The organism is Nitrospira moscoviensis, assembly GCF_001273775.1.
Taxonomy (GTDB): Bacteria; Nitrospirota; Nitrospiria; order Nitrospirales; family Nitrospiraceae; genus Nitrospira_D; species Nitrospira_D moscoviensis.
Window position 1 is genome coordinate 3,804,125 of the sequence record NZ_CP011801.1, and the last position, 16,431, is coordinate 3,820,555.

The 16,431-nt window shown below is 62.6% G+C and carries 11 protein-coding genes; 5 read left to right on the forward strand and 6 right to left on the reverse strand.

Features of this window, described 5'->3' with window-relative positions; all coding sequences use genetic code 11:
- Nucleotides 1-24: 24 nt before the first annotated feature.
- The 6 genes from NITMOv2_RS18520 to NITMOv2_RS18545 all read right to left on the reverse strand — a co-directional run bounded on the left by NITMOv2_RS18520 (nt 25) and on the right by NITMOv2_RS18545 (nt 12,618).
- Entirely contained in the window at nt 25-1,446 is a 1,422-nt protein-coding gene (locus tag NITMOv2_RS18520; protein WP_053381278.1) for a sigma-54-dependent transcriptional regulator, read from the reverse strand.
- 13 nt (nt 1,447-1,459) lie between these two features.
- Nucleotides 1,460-3,481 carry an ATP-binding protein gene (locus NITMOv2_RS18525; RefSeq protein ID WP_053381279.1) on the reverse strand — a complete coding sequence of 674 codons (2,022 nt, stop codon included), beginning with the start codon at nt 3,479-3,481 and terminating at the stop codon, nt 1,460-1,462.
- Between the two features lie 326 nt (nt 3,482-3,807).
- The gene (locus NITMOv2_RS18530; RefSeq protein WP_053378141.1) at nt 3,808-5,097 is read right to left on the reverse strand and encodes a 4Fe-4S dicluster domain-containing protein; all 1,290 of its coding nucleotides are present in this window, start codon (nt 5,095-5,097) and stop codon (nt 3,808-3,810) included.
- Between the two features lie 38 nt (nt 5,098-5,135).
- A complete protein-coding gene (locus tag NITMOv2_RS18535; RefSeq protein ID WP_053381280.1) occupies nt 5,136-8,573 on the reverse strand; it encodes a molybdopterin-dependent oxidoreductase in 3,438 nt (1,145 codons plus the stop codon).
- Between the two features lie 493 nt (nt 8,574-9,066).
- Entirely contained in the window at nt 9,067-10,533 is a 1,467-nt protein-coding gene (locus tag NITMOv2_RS18540; protein WP_053381281.1) for a sigma-54-dependent transcriptional regulator, read from the reverse strand.
- Nucleotides 10,534-10,557: 24 nt separating this feature from the next.
- The gene (locus tag NITMOv2_RS18545) at nt 10,558-12,618 is read right to left on the reverse strand and encodes a sensor histidine kinase (RefSeq protein WP_187299266.1); all 2,061 of its coding nucleotides are present in this window, start codon (nt 12,616-12,618) and stop codon (nt 10,558-10,560) included.
- A 198-nt stretch (nt 12,619-12,816) separates the two neighbouring features.
- Here NITMOv2_RS18545 and NITMOv2_RS18550 point away from each other — a divergent pair, with 198 nt between their 5' ends.
- The 5 genes from NITMOv2_RS18550 to NITMOv2_RS18570 all read left to right on the forward strand — a co-directional run bounded on the left by NITMOv2_RS18550 (nt 12,817) and on the right by NITMOv2_RS18570 (nt 16,330).
- The gene (locus NITMOv2_RS18550; protein WP_053381283.1) at nt 12,817-14,331 is read left to right on the forward strand and encodes a PAS domain-containing sensor histidine kinase; all 1,515 of its coding nucleotides are present in this window, start codon (nt 12,817-12,819) and stop codon (nt 14,329-14,331) included.
- Nucleotides 14,300-14,944: a response regulator gene (locus NITMOv2_RS18555; protein WP_053381284.1), complete on the forward strand. Its 645-nt coding sequence runs from the start codon at nt 14,300-14,302 to the stop codon at nt 14,942-14,944. Before NITMOv2_RS18550 ends, NITMOv2_RS18555 begins: the two co-directional genes overlap by 32 nt.
- Nucleotides 14,945-15,095: 151 nt before the next feature.
- Entirely contained in the window at nt 15,096-15,554 is a 459-nt protein-coding gene (locus tag NITMOv2_RS18560) for a response regulator (protein ID WP_053381285.1), read from the forward strand.
- A 55-nt stretch (nt 15,555-15,609) separates the two neighbouring features.
- On the forward strand, nt 15,610-15,825 hold the full coding sequence (locus tag NITMOv2_RS23640) for a hypothetical protein (RefSeq protein WP_053381286.1): 216 nt from the start codon (nt 15,610-15,612) through the stop codon (nt 15,823-15,825).
- A gap of 40 nt (nt 15,826-15,865) precedes the next feature.
- On the forward strand, nt 15,866-16,330 hold the full coding sequence (locus tag NITMOv2_RS18570; protein ID WP_187299267.1) for a response regulator: 465 nt from the start codon (nt 15,866-15,868) through the stop codon (nt 16,328-16,330).
- The last annotated feature ends 101 nt before the right edge of the window (nt 16,331-16,431 follow it).

Sequence of the window (16,431 nt, forward strand, 5' to 3'; positions counted from 1 at the left end):
TCAGAAAAACCTGACACGATGAATCTATTCCATGTCTTTCAGATAGCGCCGCATGATTTCATGGAAATACGACCGAGGAACACCGGCCTCGCTCGCCGCCTGCTTCACGTTTCCGTCGTGGTTCGACAGCTTAAACGAGAGATACCGACGGTTGAACTCCTCCAAAACTTTTTCCTTGGCTTTGGCATAGGGGAGATGCAAATAATCTTCAAACACTTCCCATTCTCCCTCGCCGTTGGAGGACCGCAGGATCCGGGCGATCTCCGCCTGACCGATCTCCGGCCCTTCCGCGAGCATGACGGCCCGCTCGATCACATTCCGCAGCTCCCGGACATTCCCGGGCCACGCATAGGCCACCAACTCCGTGATCGCCGAAGGATTAATACCGTCCATGTATTTGCCGAACTCGTTGGCAAATTGCTGGATAAAGTGACGGGCCAGGAAGGGGATATCTTCCGTTCGCTCGCGCAGCGGCGGCACATGAATCACCATCACGTTGAGCCTGAAAAACAAGTCCTTCCGGAAGGAACCGTCCTTCACTTTTTCCATCAAATTCCTGTTCGTCGCCGCGATGAACCGGGCGCTCACCTTTCGCTGCTGACTGCTGCCCACCGCCCGGACTTCCCCTTCTTCGAGCACACGGAGCAACTTGGCCTGAAGCCCCAGCGGCAGCTCGCCGATCTCGTCCAGAAAGACCGTTCCCTGGCTGCCGGCTTCAATGAGCCCTTTCCGATCTGAGACCGCCCCCGTGAAGGCGCCGCGGACATGGCCGAACAGCTCGCTCTCGACGGTCCCTTCCGCGAAACTCGTGCAATCCACGATTTGAAAGGGCCCGGCCCGCTCGGCACTTCGCTCATGGATCGCCTTGGCGATCAGTTCCTTTCCGGTTCCCGTTTCTCCGACGATCAGGGTCGTCGTCGGCACAGTGGCCACCCTCTGGATGGCCTGCTTGACGCCGGTGATCCCGGGGCTGACGCCCAGCAGGTCTTTGAACGGCATCACGTCCCGTGGCTGCGGCTTTTGACGCACGGTGGCGAATATATCGGCCATGCGCATCGCGCGGTGAATGCGGGCCGCCAAATTGAACTTTTCGAACGGCTTGACCACATAATCGAAGGCACCGTGACGAACCGCATCCAGCGCGGTGTCGACCGTATCGACCCAACTGATGACGATGATGGGGATCAGCCGATCAAATTCCTGCACCTGCCTGACGAATTCGATACCGCTCATGCCGGGAAGCCGCACGTCGGTAATCACGAGGTCGATCTGTTGTTCATGGAGCCGCTTCAGCCCTCCTTCGCCCGTCGCGTTGATGACGAGCTCGACTCGTTCACCGTCCTGGCGCGGCAATTCATCTTCGACGGTCCGCAGAAACATCTCGACGTCGCCGCCGTTATCTTCGACCAGCAAGATGGTAAACACTTTCTCCGTGGTGGCGTTCATAACAGCCTCTGTTTCAGGTAAGAGAATCGGCCTTGACCGGACGCGTTCGAGCCATGGCCGGAAGCCGGACATAAAACGTGCTGCCGACACCGATTTGCGACTTCACCCAGACGTGTCCTCCGTACAACTCAGCGACGGTCTTCACGACCGACAAGCCGATTCCCGCACCGGCGATTTCATGGCCCACGAGACGCTTGAACGGCAGAAAGATCTCTTCTCGCATCGACACATCGATGCCCATGCCGTTATCTCGGACATACAGCACGGGGCCCATCTCGTCGTCGGCGCAGCCGATTTCCACGCGAGGCGACGGTTGCCGGCCGATGTACTTGATGGCGTTGCTCAGCAGATTTTCCAGAATCTGCCGTAGATGAATCCGCCGGCAGGCGAAACGAGGAAATGCACTGTCGACAATGTCCAGGCGGACGCCGTGTTTCGCGCAGTCGGCGCTCAGCAATTGCGTCACTTCCTGAATCACCTCCAGGGCGTCTACGCTTTCCAGAGGAGCCGACACCTTCATCAGCCGTTCAACGTCCAACGTGCGCTGAGCCAGATCGGCGAGGTCCCTCCCCTCCTTTTTGATATAGCTCAAGTACCGCAGGCCTTTTTCATCGAGCCGAGGCCCATAATCGGATTCGATCCACGACGCAAACTCCGCCACTCGTCCGGCCGGGGCTTTGACTTCGTGCGTGAGCTCGGCGATGGTTCGTTCCACCGATTTCAGTTTCTCCCGTAATTGCCGCGACTCGGATTCGAGCTCGTCGAACAACCGGGCGTTTTCCATCGCGACCGACGCATACACCGCGAATTGCTGCGCGGCACGGACATCCCGATTCGTAAAGTGGCGCACAGAGCTCGTACTCCACAGCCCCAAGATCCCCATGCTGTCGTGAGGTCCCAGCAACGGCACGCCGAGATAGCTCTTGGCTCCGAATTGATCTCGAAAATGCACGGGCTGGTCGTGATACAGCGCCAGTTCCTCCACCACGACCGGCTGTTTCGTCTCGAACGTTTGATTGGCGAAGGGTGTCTCTTCGGGCAAGACGATTTGATGCCGCAAGGTGTCGAAGGCCGCTCCGGACGCCGCCTCGACCATCCAACAATCCATCATCGGATGGCGGACGAGGAGGATCGCCAGATCCGCGTGCACGAGGTCTGCGGCGCGATCGACGATGCGACGGAGCGCGTTCTCCAATCCGCCGACTCCCAGGGAGGTAATCTCTTGGCCGGTCGCATGCAAGGCTTCCAGTTCCTGGACATTGATACGGAAATTGTCGGCCACCTGTTCGAAACCCGAGACCAACTTCCCCACTTCGTCGGCGGCGACCGGCTGCGGAGGCGCTTCTACATCGCCGGCCACCAGGCTTCTGACTCGCTGTGTCAGTCTCCCCAGCGGTGCACCGACTTTCCGGTGCAACACCACAATCGTGATCCCCATCAAACTCAACGAGAGGACCAAGAAGCTTAACTGGAGCGTATAGAGGCGGGTTGTGCGGGCTGCTGCCTGCCGCTCAAGCAAGTGCACGATCTCAGCCACGCTCGCGACAAGGGAATCCGCCTGGGCAAGATATGCATTCTGCGCGCTCTGGAGCCGTGCGCCGGAGACAGTGATCGCCAGGTCGATGGTCGGACGGAGGTTTTGCACCCAGCGCTGCCGTAGCTCCTCGATCCGGCGCGGAACCAGCGGATCGTTGATACCCAGTGCCCCTTGGCTCTCCGAACCCGAGCGCAGCTCGTCCAACACCTGCTCCCATCGCGTGCGCTCTTCGACGATCGCCTCGCGAACATCGGACTGACCCGTGTCTCGGCCGAGATCCAACAGCAACACTCCGATGCGATAGATACGCATACGCTCAGTGCCGGCTTGATTGATCGCCGCGGTCACGCCGATCAATTCGCTTGTCAGCGAAGTCGTGACAAAGAGGAAGAGGCTGTAGACGAGGGCGAGAAGGCCGAACAGGCCTCCTAGCTTGGCGACGATGGAAGTCCGCAGAGCATGGAATATGGAGGAGGTATGTGTACCGGAATCTCCCATCGTAGCTCTCGCGGAACAAGAACAGAGCTATCCGACACCATGGGACGTATGCTTATAGAGCCTCACAGGCCAATTAGACACTCGTAAATGCTGATGGGGGGCGGACAAAATTTTACAGGGCAGGGGTCTCGGCTTTCTACGAGGGCTGGTTAACGTTTGTTGTGCGCCACACGCTCCGGCGGTCCAGCGGACTCCCCTTCGGTCTTTCGAAAGAGAAAGAAACGGGCAGGGCATCCTCTCGATACCCTGCCCGTCCCTACGCCGCCTGCCGCGAGCTTGCTCAAGCCCGGTACGCTCTTAATGACGCGCGCCGGGAGAGCACAGTCTTAGAGCCATGTCACCCGTTCCGCGGGTCTGATGTAGATCGGCTCTTCGACCTGGATGCGCGCCACTTCCTTGCCCGACTTGTTGAAGCCCAGCACGGTGTCGTTGTACATCTCGAACCGCTTCCCGTGGATCTGGGTCTCGAACACCTTCGGGCCCGGAATCACATCGTACCGGAAGATGATCTGCTGGCTCGCGCGCCAGAGCTGGAGGACGGCCAACAGTTCCCGACTCGGTACCAGGTACTTCTCGATGGCGTTGTCCACGCCCGGGCCGAACATCTGCCGCGCATACCCGCGTGGGCTGTGCCGCGGCGGGATGTAGTAGCCGTTGGGCTCGGTACCCCACTGGGGATACAGCGGGAGCGCCACCTGCTCCACGCGGATCGCGTAGTACAGGGGATGCCACCGGTCTTCGGCCCACAGGCCGTCCTCCCCGATGCGCACCAGGCTCTGCATGCGGATCTTCCCCACGCAGGCCGCCATACAGCGCGTCTCCATCGGCTCGCCGCCCGTCAACGGATCTTTGCCTTCGATCCGCGGATAGCACGCGATGCACTTCTCGCTCACGCGCGTCGTGCCCCGGTACATCGGCTTCTTGAACGGGCACTGCTCCACGCACTTCTTGTACCCCCGGCAGCGGTTCTGGTCGATCAACACGATGCCGTCTTCCGGCCGCTTGTAGATGGCCTTTCTGGGACAGGCCGCCAAACAGCCGGGGTACGTACAGTGGTTACAGATCCGCTGGAGGTAGAAGAAGAACGTTTCATGCTCCGGCAGCGAGCTGCCCGTCATCTTCCACGGCTCGTCCCGCGAGAACCCGGTCTTGTCGATGCCTTCGACCAAGGCCCGCATCGAGGTCGCCGTATCCTCGTAGATGTTGACGAACCGCCACTCCTGGTCCGTCGGGATGTACCCGATCGCCGCCTGGCCCACCTTGGCCCCCGCGTCGAAAATGGTCATCCCTTCGAACACCCCGTAGGGCGCATGGTGCTTGCGGCCCACCCGCACGTTCCACACCTGCCCGCCCGGGTTCACTTGCTCGATCAGCTGCGTGATCTTCACGTCGTAGAACTGCGGATACCCGCCGTAGGGCTTGGTCTCCACGTTGTTCCACCACATGTACTCCTGGCCCTTGGAGAAGAGCCAGGTGGACTTATCGGCCATGCTGCAGGTCTGGCACGCCAAGCACCGGTTGATGTTGAACACGAAGGCAAACTGCCACTTCGGATGCCGCTCCTCGTAGGGATACAGCATCTTCCGTCCCAGTTGCCAGTTATAGACTTCTGGCATTGTGACTCCTCCTTCTCATAATCAAATGGTTAACGGGCTTACACCTTGATCTTAATGTGCTCACCTTTGAGCCACTTGATCATGAATTCGTTCTCTTGGCCCGGGGTAAAGCCGGTCCGGACCGGTTCCCACGGCCCGCGCGCCCCGATGCCGCCGTCTTCCGCCTTGGTGATGCGGATCAGACATTCCTTCGGCGTGGTATTGATCGCGTGGTGGTCGACCTGATAGCCCCACTTGAACTTCCAGGCAATCGCGTGTTTGCCCGGCAAGCTGTCGGTCTGGTGCATCGGCATCAACCACGACCGGGTAAAGGACTGCTGCGCCCCGTACCGGAAGTTGGACTGATACCCGGTGTCGACCGCAATCGCTCTGCCGTCGGGCCGCGTCTCGTGGCCCTTGACCGACTTCGCCGTCGACACGTACGGGGCGTGCTTCGCCATCGTGACGTGGTACGGGTAGCTGGGGTTGTACTTGGCCCGGATCATCAACCGCGCGACCTTGTAGTACGGGTCCGAGGGCTTCCAGCCGCGATAGGGCCGGTCCACCGGGTTGCCGTCCACATAGACGTAGTCGCCGTCGTTGATGCCGCGGTCTTTGGCCGCCTGCGGGTTGATGTGCAACTGGTGCTCGCCCACGCCCGGTGTCCGCTTGTCCATGCGGTACGGATCGCCGAAGTTGCTCTCGTAGATCTGCACCCAGTCGTTCACCGACCACTGGCTGTGCACCCGGTGCCGGGTCTTGGGCGTCACGCAGTAGAACTGGTACCCCTTCTCCCACAACGGGTTCGAGTGCCGCTTGATTTCGTGCCACGACAGCTTGATGTTGCGCACCGTCTTATCGTCGTGGTGTTGCGCCGTGACAGGAATGCCGTAGTCATCCGGCCGACAGTACGGGTTCGTCGTAAAGATGGCGTTCGGCAGGTACGGCGTCGCCTCCGGGCCTTCCCGGTGGCTGATGAAGTTTTCGCCGTACTCGATGGCTTCCGGCTCGATGCGATAGTTCTCGTACCGGCCGCTGCGGGTCCACATGGGCTTCGACTCGTTGGTCTCTTCCCAGAACGGATGCCGCGGATAGGTCCGGACCATCACCATCCAGCCCTTTTCCGACTTCAGCATCGTATCGGCGCTGTAGCCGTAGAAGGTGCTGGAGGCATCGAGCATGCGCTGCACATAGACATCCACGCGATTCAGATAGACCATCGCGAAGTAGTCCTTCATGCGCTTGTCGCCGGTCATTTCACTCAGTTTCGCCGCCGTGCCCGCAAAGGTGTCGAGGTCGTTGCGGGTGTCGTACAGGGGCCGGATGCCGCCCTTCCAGACCTGCACCCAGGGATTGGACACCGTCACCGTCATTTCCGGATAGGTGAACTCCATCCAGGTGTTGCAGGCAAAGGCGATATCGTTGTGGTTCACGTCCGAGGTCATCTCGATGTCCTGCGTGATCAGGGTCTCGATGTTCGGATCCACGTTGCGCACCATGTCGTAATGGTGCTTCGAATTGTTGAGCACGTTCACGTTGGTCACCCAACGCAATTTGCTGGGTGTCGGCATGTGGGTCTTGCCGGTGAAGACCTTGCGTCCATACTTGGGCGTGTTCACGATCAACGCCGTATCGCCGTGGTTCCAATAGCCCACTTCCTCACCGTAGTAGTACGACTTGGTCTTGATCTCCTTGCCGTGCACGTTCGGATCCGTGGTGATGTTGAAGGGATCTTCGCCGGTGTGCACCGCGATCCCGGCGCCGGACCAGGGCGTCGCCGTCCAGGTGCCGGCCTTGTAGTTGCCGGCCCAGGTATGCTGCCCGGTCCCGAACTTTCCGACGTTGCCGCAGATGATGAGCACCATCGCGGCGCCGCGGGCATTGATGGTCTGATGGAAATAGTGACAGGTACCTTCGCCGTTGTGGATCGCGGCGGGCTTGATGGTGCCCGAATCGCGCGCCCACCGGACGATCAGGTCCTTCGGTGTCCGGCAGATCTGATGCACGGTGTCTAGGTCGTAGTCCTGGAAGTGCACCAGGTACATCTGCCACACCGGCATCGCGTCGATCTCGCGGCCGTTCAACAATTTGACGCGAAACGTGCCGTTCAGCGCCGCATCGATGCCGCTGTTCTTGTAGTGCCAGCCCACCTGCTCCCGATGGAGCGGGACCGCCTGCTTCTTGTTCAAGTCCCAGACCATCATGCCGCCCAAGCGCTCGATCTGCTCCGGCTTCAAGGACTGAATCCGGCCCGAATAGCTCTTGGAGAAGTCCGGCAGTTTGTAATCGGCGATGACGTCGCGCGGATCCAAATACTGCAGGGTGTCGGTGCGCACCAAGATCGGCGCGTCCGTGAACTCCTTCAGGAAGTCGATGTCGTGCATGTTCTCATCGACGATGATCTTCATGGCGCCGAGGAACAACGAACCGTCCGACTCCGGCCGCAGCGGCATCCAATAGTCGGCGCGATAGGCCGTCGGATTGTATTCGGGCGTGATGACGACCACGCGGGCGCCGCGCTCGATACATTCCAACTTCCAGTGCGCTTCCGGCATCTTGTTCTCGACGAAGTTCTTGCCCCAACTGGTGTTCAGCTTGGAGAAGCGCATGTCGGAGAGGTCGATGTCGGACCCCTGCGCGCCCGACCACCAGGGATGGGCCGGGTTCTGGTCGCCGTGCCAGGTGTAGTTCGACCAGTAGCGGCCGCCCTGCGCCTGTTCCGGTTGGACTTTGCGGATCCAGGTGTCGAGCAACGCGTTGATCCCGCCGTTCATGCGGGTGTTGCCCATCTTGCCGACGATCCCCAGCACCGGCATGCCGGCGCGGTGCTTGAAGCAGCGCGTGCCCGCGCCCTTCATCATCTCGATCATCTCCGGCGCATAGCCCTGCTCGCGCAAGCGCCGCGCGCCCGCTTCACCGCTGTACCGCGTGGCGACGATGATCATCGCCTTGGCAGCGTAGGTGAAGGCCGTGTCCCACGACACGCGCAGCATGTCGTCCAGGAAGCGGCTGTCGAATTTGTATTTGCGCTTGGTCTCGGGCGTCAGCTCCGGCGAGCCGTCGTCCATCCACTGCTTCCAGCCCTTGCGCATCAACGGCCCCTTCAACCGATACGGGCCGTACACCCGGCGGTGGAAGGTATAGCCCTTGAGACACATGCGCGGGTTGTGCGCGAACGTGCCCCGGTTCCCGTACAGGTCTTCGTAAGTCTGGTGGTCGTAGTTCTGTTCGACCCGCATCACGACGCCGTTCCGGACGAAGGCCCGGATGCGGCAGGCGTGCGTGTCGTTCGGAGAGCAGCACCAGGTAAAGGATGAATCATACCGGTATTGGTCGTGATAGACGCGCTCCCACGACCGGTCCGGATAATCGCCCAGCGGGTTCCCGACTTCGATGACCGGCTGCAACGCGGTCAACGCCAGGACCTTGTCCGCCACGGCCACGGCCGCGACGGTCCCCGCGGAGACTTTCAAGAATTGCCGACGTGACAAAAACATGTGGTTAACCTCCCTGCTAAAAGTGCTTGCCTGCACCTCTGCACGATATCGTGGCCCTCCTCCCACCTCCCTTCCTCTCGACTAGGCGCGCCGATGAAGACCAGGCCGCGCCGCACCGGGCGGTGAGAGCAAAGGAACTGCCAGGAACGCTACGACAGCGGAAGTTTCCGGGATGGAGGGCTAAAGGATTGACTGGATTGACGAATAGGGATGAAAGCCTGCGTGCTTCACAAACAGGTGGTCGCCGACAGAAGCAGAAAAGGAATATGCGGTTATGCAGAGCTTCCGCTCAGCCGGATGAAACCAAGAGTTTCAACCGGTTTTGCCATGCATATCTCCGTATGCGCGACCTGTGATCGGACCGGACCTCCGGCAAAACCCTCAGTCGATCGATGGAAGCTGCCAGATAGTTACTCAAAGGGAACGGCAGGGCCGGTGAATTTGTTGAACCTATGGAGAGGCGAGACACGACGGTTACCAAAACGAGACGGCGCTACTGACCCTCCGCCGTCTCGTTCTCCAGAAACCGCTTCATGAGCAGGGAAAAATGCTGCCGTGGGATGCCGCTGCTTTCAGCCGCTTTGGTAATCACTCCGCCGGCAGCGGCCAACTTCTCCCGGAGATAGACTTTGGTGAATTCTTCGATCGCCCGCTCCTTGGCTTCGGCATAGGGTAAGGCGCTGAGACCGGCATGGCTTTCGGTGGCATGACTCGCCTCATGCCGGGGCAGGAGCGCCAGAATGTCACGCGCCCGGACCGTATCATCGGCCGCCAGCATGATGGCCTGCTCGATGACATTGCGCAATTCCCGGCCGTTGCCGGGCCAGTCGTACGCCATCAACGCTTCGATGGCCGATTCTTCGAAGTGGCACCGCGCCCGGCCCATTTCCCGGGTGAGGCGCATGAGCAGGTGGCGCGCCATGACGGGAATGTCCGGCCGCCGTTCGCGAAGCGGCGGCACGGGAATCGAGACCACGGCCAGGCGGTAATAGAGATCCCGCCGGAACGTGCCGGCGCGCACGCGATCCTCCAGCGGCTGGTTCGTCGCGGCGATGAAGCGGATGTCGATGCGCCGCACGCGGGTCCCGCCGATCGGGCGCACTTCATTCTCCTCGAGCACGCGCAACAGCTTGGCTTGCAGCGTCAGCGGCAGCTCGCCGATTTCGTCGAGAAAGACCGTGCCGCCGTTGGCCAATTCGATCAACCCCGGCTTCTCGGCCACCGCGCCGGTGAACGCGCCGCGCACGTGGCCGAACAGCTCGCTCTCCATCATGCCTTCGGGGATGGACGTACAATCGATCACCTGAAACGGCCGGTCCCGCTCCGGACTTTGCTGGTGAACGGCCCGCGCGATCATCCCCTTGCCCGTCCCCGTTTCTCCGGTAATCAACACGGTCGAGCGCACGCCCGCAGCCTCTTGGATGCTGCGCATGATGCGCTCGTAGGCCGCGCTCTCGCCGACCAGCGTGAGGGCGGCGGCTTCCTGGCGATCCTGTTGCTCGTAGACGGCGTGCCGCCGGAGAATTTCCGAGATCCGGATCGCGCGGTGGAGACGCATCCCCAGCGTCTCCGGCGTCACCGGCTTGATGACATAGTCGAACGCGCCGCGCCGCATGGCTTCCACGGCGGAGGCCACCGCATTCATGCGCGTCACGACCAGGACCGGCAGATTCCGGTCGATGGCTTGAATGCGGCTGAGCAGATCCAAGCCGTCCATGCCGGGCAGCATCATGTCGGTCAGCACCAGATCCACCGCCTGCTCGCTCAACAGCTTCAGCGCGCCTTCCGCCGTCGGGCGGACCTCCATCTCGAAATCGCCGCCCAGCGGTTTCAGATCCGCCTCCTCCAGCGCGTGCAGCATCACCTCGACGTCCGTCGGATTGTCTTCGACGATCAGGATGGAGAAAGGCGCCTTCGGTCTTCGGCGGTCTGCAGGGCGGTCCAGAGCAGGTGCGGGCATGATGTCCTCCGTGATGGGGCTCGCTCAGTCCGTCATAGTCGTCGAAGAGGCCGGCGGCAGCGGCGCGTCGGGCGCGAACAGGCCGTCATGCAGCCAGGGAAGCGTAAACCGCACGGTGCAGCCGGCGCCTTCGTCGCCCTCGATCCACACCGTCCCGCCATACAACTCCACGATGCGGTGGACGATCGTCAGTCCGATCCCGCTTCCTTCGGCATCCGACTGCCGCAGCCGCACGAACGGCTCGAACACCCGCGCGCGCTGCGCTTTGGGAATCCCGATGCCGTTGTCGCGCATGGCGAAGCAGACCATGTGCTCCCGGCGCTGGGCGCTGACATGGATGCGGACCGGCCGGTCGGGGGCAGCATACTTGAGCGCGTTGGACACGACGTTGTCGAAGATCTGTCGCAGATAGGCGGCATGGCAGGCGACCATCGGCAAGCCCGTTTCCACGGTGACCCGCCCCTGTCGCCGTTCGAGATCGCCGGCCCACGCTTTGAGTACATCGGCGAGCACCAGCGCCGGATCCACGGCCCGGATGGGCCCGACCCCGGCTCCCACACGGGCCACCTCCAGGATGCCCTCGACCCGCTCGACCAGATCGCGCCCATTGTCCCGCAGGAGGCCCAGCCAGCGATCCACGCGCGCGTCCAGCTGGCCTTGATACTCGCGATAGATGAGCGCCGTCAGCTCCTGCATCCGCTGTCCGGGTCCTTTCAAATCATGCGCCAGCGTCCCGGCCAGATATTCCAGATGCCGCAGCCTCGCCAGCAATCCCTTCTGCCGTTCCTGCGCCGCCTCGTACAGGCGCGCATTGGCGATGGCGACGGCGGCCTGCTGCGCAAGCCCCACCGCCAGATGGGTGTGCCACTGCTCCGGCAGGCGGGCTTGCCGGCTCAAGAGCACCAGCACGCCGAACGACTCGCCCCGGCTCAACAGCGGCACGGCGATCATGCTGCTCCCCAGCAGGTTGCGCCGCACCACTTCGGGCCGTTGATCGCGCTGCAGATCGGACCCGTAGGCCACCCGGCGCGTTTCAAACGCCTGCACCGATACCGGGAATTCCTCCCAGAGCATGACGGATTTGTAGAGCCGTTCGTTCCACTCACCCGACGCGACTTCGACGACCCAACAGCCCATCTTGTCGTTCCGCAGCATCACGAGACAGACGTCGGCTTCCACGAGCTCGACGGCGCGATCGGTAATGCGCCGCAAGACGCCGTCCGCTCCGTCGGGGCCAATCGCGGTGATGTCCTGGCCGATGGCGGCCAGCGTTTCGAGTTCATGAATATGTGTCGCGACGCGGACCGCCATGTCACGGTACGCGTGAGCCAAGCGACCCAGTTCGTCCGTCGCCTGCCGCTCCGGGGGAACGAGCGCGGTGAAGTGACCGGGATCGACCTGCCGGCCGAACGCCGCGGCGGCGGACTGCAGCCGCGCGATCGGCTCGGTGATGGAACGGGCCAGCAGGCGCGATCCGATCCATCCGATCGCCAACAGGCCCGCCAACGCGCACCACAGTTCCGCAAAGGCCCAGGCCGACAAACGCTCCGCCCGCCGATTCAACGCGCGCCGCACGACGTCCAAGCGGTCTTCGATGGCGCGCAGTTCCTTGCGGAGGCCATCCGACAACAGATGGCTCCGGACGGCTTCGGCGGGCCGGGGCCGGGACTGCACGCCGGCGGTGAGCGTCCGCAGAGAAACCTGAAGATCCTGCAGCCGCGGGGCGAGCCCCCGCAACGCATCGGCGGCCGTGCTGCGGCTCGCCTCCACGGAGGCCATCTGCTGGAGCACGCGCGCCAACTCGGATTCGGCGGTCGTCAACGCGGTCGCGAATTCCGGCCGTTGGGTCAGGATGTAGCCGTGGTAGGCATCCTCGCCGTCGATGGCGAGCCGATGAATCACGTGAATATATTCGCGCGCCAGCAACACCGATTGGCGTTCCTGCTGAATCGCCAACAACCGGCTCGTGATGTAGAGGTGCAGTCCGAGAGACAGGAGGAGCGGCACGAGGAGGAGGCCGAGCACCGTCCAGACTTTGCGCTGAACGGTCAATCGACGCCACCATCCCGCTATCGAGGGCGCCATCAGACACCTCGCCGCCATGCCGTTCGGGATACGCCCTTCACTATGAAGCGCCGCAAGTCCTTATGCAAGGGTCTTCCCGTGTCTCCGGCGGTCCCCTCGACCCGTTCCCCGCCCAAGGGTGGAGCCGAGGGCGACTGTGCCGAGCGCACGCGGCGCTCTTGAACAAGGAATCGGCCGAAGGCCATAATTCATTTGTTTATGACCCCGCGAGACACAGACTCGGCCCGCATCGGCTTCATCGCCGCGCTGCTCGGCGGACTGTTTCTTCTCGACATTTTTACGCCGCTGGGGTTCGCCAACCATTTTCTGTACGCGACGGCGATCCTGATCGCAAGCGCGTCACGCATTCCCTGGATGCCGTGGGCGACGGCCGGGGCCGGGACCGCGCTCACCGCGGTCGCCACCTTCCTCTCCACCCCTTGGCCGGGACTCCCGCTGTGGATTCCCGTCGGGAACCGGCTGTTCACCATTACGGTCTTATGGGTCCTCGCCTGGTTCGCGGTGAAACGGCGGGAAGCGGAAACGGCCCTGGTGAAAGTAAATGAAGGACTCGAGGAAACGGTCGCCGAGCGGACGCGGGAGCTGGCCGGCGTCAATCAGGCGCTCGTGTCGGAGATCACGGAACGCATGCAGGCCGAGCAGGCCTTCCGCATCTCCCAAGGGCGGCTGGCCGGCATTCTCGACATCGCCGAGGACGCCATCATCGTTATGGAGGAAGACCGGTCCATCGCCTTGTTCAATCAAGGCGCGGTCAAACTGTTCGGCTACGAGCCGGACGAGGTGCTGGGCGATTCCATCGATGGGCTGCTGCCCGAGCGCCATCGCGCCGACCATGCCGCCTATGTCTCCTCATTCGCGGACGCGGGCGACCTCCGCCATTTGCCGCAGCGTCTGGACCTGTTCGGCCTCCGGAAGGACGGAACGGAATTCCCGGCGGAGGCCACGATCTCCCGGCTCACGGTGGGCCAGAAGACGACCTTCACCCTCATCCTCCGGGACATGACCGAGCGCCTTCGAACCGAGCGGCAATTGCAGTCCCTCACCAGTCAGCTCATGGCGGCGCAGGACGAGGAACGGCGGCGCATTTCCCGCGAGCTGCACGACGACATCAATCAGCGCCTGGCGCTCCTGGCCATCGAGCTGGGCCGTATGGAAGCGCAGCCGCCCCAGTCACCCGACCAGGCGCGCTTGGCTTTTCAATCGCTGACGCAGCGGCTGGCCGCCATTTCGGACGACGTCCGCCGCATGGCATACCAATTCCATCCCTCCATCCTGGACGATCTGGGCCTGTTCGCGGCGCTCCAGTACCTGGCGGACGACTTTTCCGCGAAGACCGGCATCAAGACCATCGTGGTGCAGGAGGAGTGCGCCGAGCCCTTGCCGCGCGACATCGCCTCCTGCCTCTACCGCATTACGCAGGAAAGCTTAGCCAACGTCACCAAGCACGCGCGGACCTCCCGCGTCGAGCTGGAATTGACCTGCGACGGCCAAGCGGTTACCCTATCCATACACGACGGCGGGGTCGGATTTGATCTGGAGCAGGTCCGGACGCAGCATCTCGGACTCGGGCTCGTCAACATGCGCGAGCGGGTCCGTTCGGTGCACGGCCGGCTGGACATTCAATCGCAGCCCGGTCTGGGCACCCATATCGTCGTACAAATCCCTTTACCAGGAGCGCCCCATGAGTCATCCACGAGTGCTGCTAGCCGATGATCACACCTTGGTGCTGGAAGGGTTCCGCCTGCTCCTTGAGGAACACTGCGAGCTGGTCGGCACCGCCGAAGACGGCCGCGCGCTGCTGGAGGCGGCCGAGCGCCTGCAGCCCGAGCTCGTGCTGCTCGATATCTCCATGCCGCGCCTCAACGGCATCGACGCGGCGCGGATGCTCAAGAAACAATTTCCCGACATGAAGTTCATCTTCGTCACCATGCACGCCGATCCTTCTTACGTGAACGAAGCCTTCAAGGCCGGCGCGTCGGGGTATTTGCTCAAACGGTCGGCGGCGCAGGAGCTGGTTCAGGCCATCCAATCCGTGATGAAGGGCGACTACTATGTCACGCCGCTCATCACCAAAGACGTCATCAGCACCTTCCTCACGATGGGCCGACCGAGGATTCCCGCGGCGGACGACCTCACGGCCCGGCAGCGGGAAATTCTCCAGCTGGTGGCGGAAGGCTATTCCGCCAAGGAAATCGCCAGCCAGCTCCAGCTGTCCCATCGGACCATCGAGTTCCACAAGGCCAAGATCATGGAATTGCTCAACCTGCATACGACGGCCGATCTGGTCAAATACGCCGTCGCCCACGGCTTGGTCACCGCTTCTTGAGTTGGTTCGGATTCCCGTAGTCCCCGCCGCCGGCTTAGGTACATTCCACAGCCCCCACCGGTAGCTTCGCGCTCTCTCTCCGCCTCCGTCCTGCGTATGCTCGGCCGTACATGGCGCGGTGGCAACTCCCTACATTGGACGAGGTGGTGCGATGAAACGCCTACGCATTCTATTGGCCGACGACCATCCGCAGATCCTCACGTTGCTGCAGACGCTGCTGGAGCCCGACTATCACGTCGTGGGGACGGCGGAGGATGGCCAGTCGCTCATCGCCGCCGCCCAGGCGCTGCGGCCTGACGTGGTGCTGACCGATGTCGACATGCCGGTCCTCAACGGGATTGATGCGGTGCGGGAGCTGCACAAATTGGTGCCGGACTGCCGCGTGATCGTCCACACCTCGCACTGCGAGCCGGACATCATGGCGGCGGCCTTCGAAGCGGGCGCGGCCGGGTACTTGATCAAGGGCTCGTCGCAGTCGCTGGCGTCTTCCATTCGCACCGTCGTCGGCCATGTCTGGCAGGCACAGGAGTCAGCCGGTGCGGGCGCGACGGCGCCGTCCCGGCGGCTGTCTCGTCCGCTCGAAACGCCGTCGTCTCTTCAGCGGCTGTAGCGGGATCATGTCGCCTCGGAGGATGTCCCGTCCCACGAGCGAGAGTGAGGGCCCCATGAAATGTGCGCGGTGTGCGAGCTTGGTGGTGACGGAAGTGTTTGTCGATTATCACGCGGACGGCGGCGGCATGTCGTTCCTGGGTTATCGTTGCCCGATTTGCGGCGATATCATGGACCCGACCATCCTGCGGCATCGGGATGGGGCCTGCGCGCCGACGCACAGCCATGCGCGACGGCGTCCCGGCCCCCTGCTGGTGGACGGCAGGCGGTAAGGCCGCGTGGGCAACCGATCGGATGGCGTTGTACTGGGGCATGATGACTGTCTTCTCGTCCGAACGTCACGGCCTTTCGGAAGACGACTCGTGCACGGCGGCGGGGGCGCCTCAACGGGCGCAACGGCGCATCCTCGTCATCGACCACGACGAGGCGGCGCGGCGGCTGCTGTGCGACCATCTCGGCGCCTTCGGATTCGACGTGGCGGCCGAAGACAACGGAGTGGCGGGGCTCGCCCGCCTTGCGGACGACTGGGACCGCGCCCGCTTCCATGGATTGCTCGTGGAGCTGCGCATGCCGGTGCTGGGCGGCCTGGCCGTCCTCCAGGAGATGAATGAACGGTTCCCGACCGTCCCGGTCATCGCCATGGCCGACGCCGCGCATGTCGCCAAATTGCGCCAGGCGGTGAAACTCGGAGCGCGGGAATATGTCATCAAACCCTTCGATGCGGAATTGCTTCGGCACAAGTGTCTGAGCGTGTTTGTGAACGATTCAGGCCCGTGAGGTGCGCTCGACCGGACCCGGCTGGGTCAGAACATAGGCGTCTCGTACGGAGCCCGTTCGGCCCAAGGCTCCACTGCCCCCTCTCCTGAACGGGATTCGGA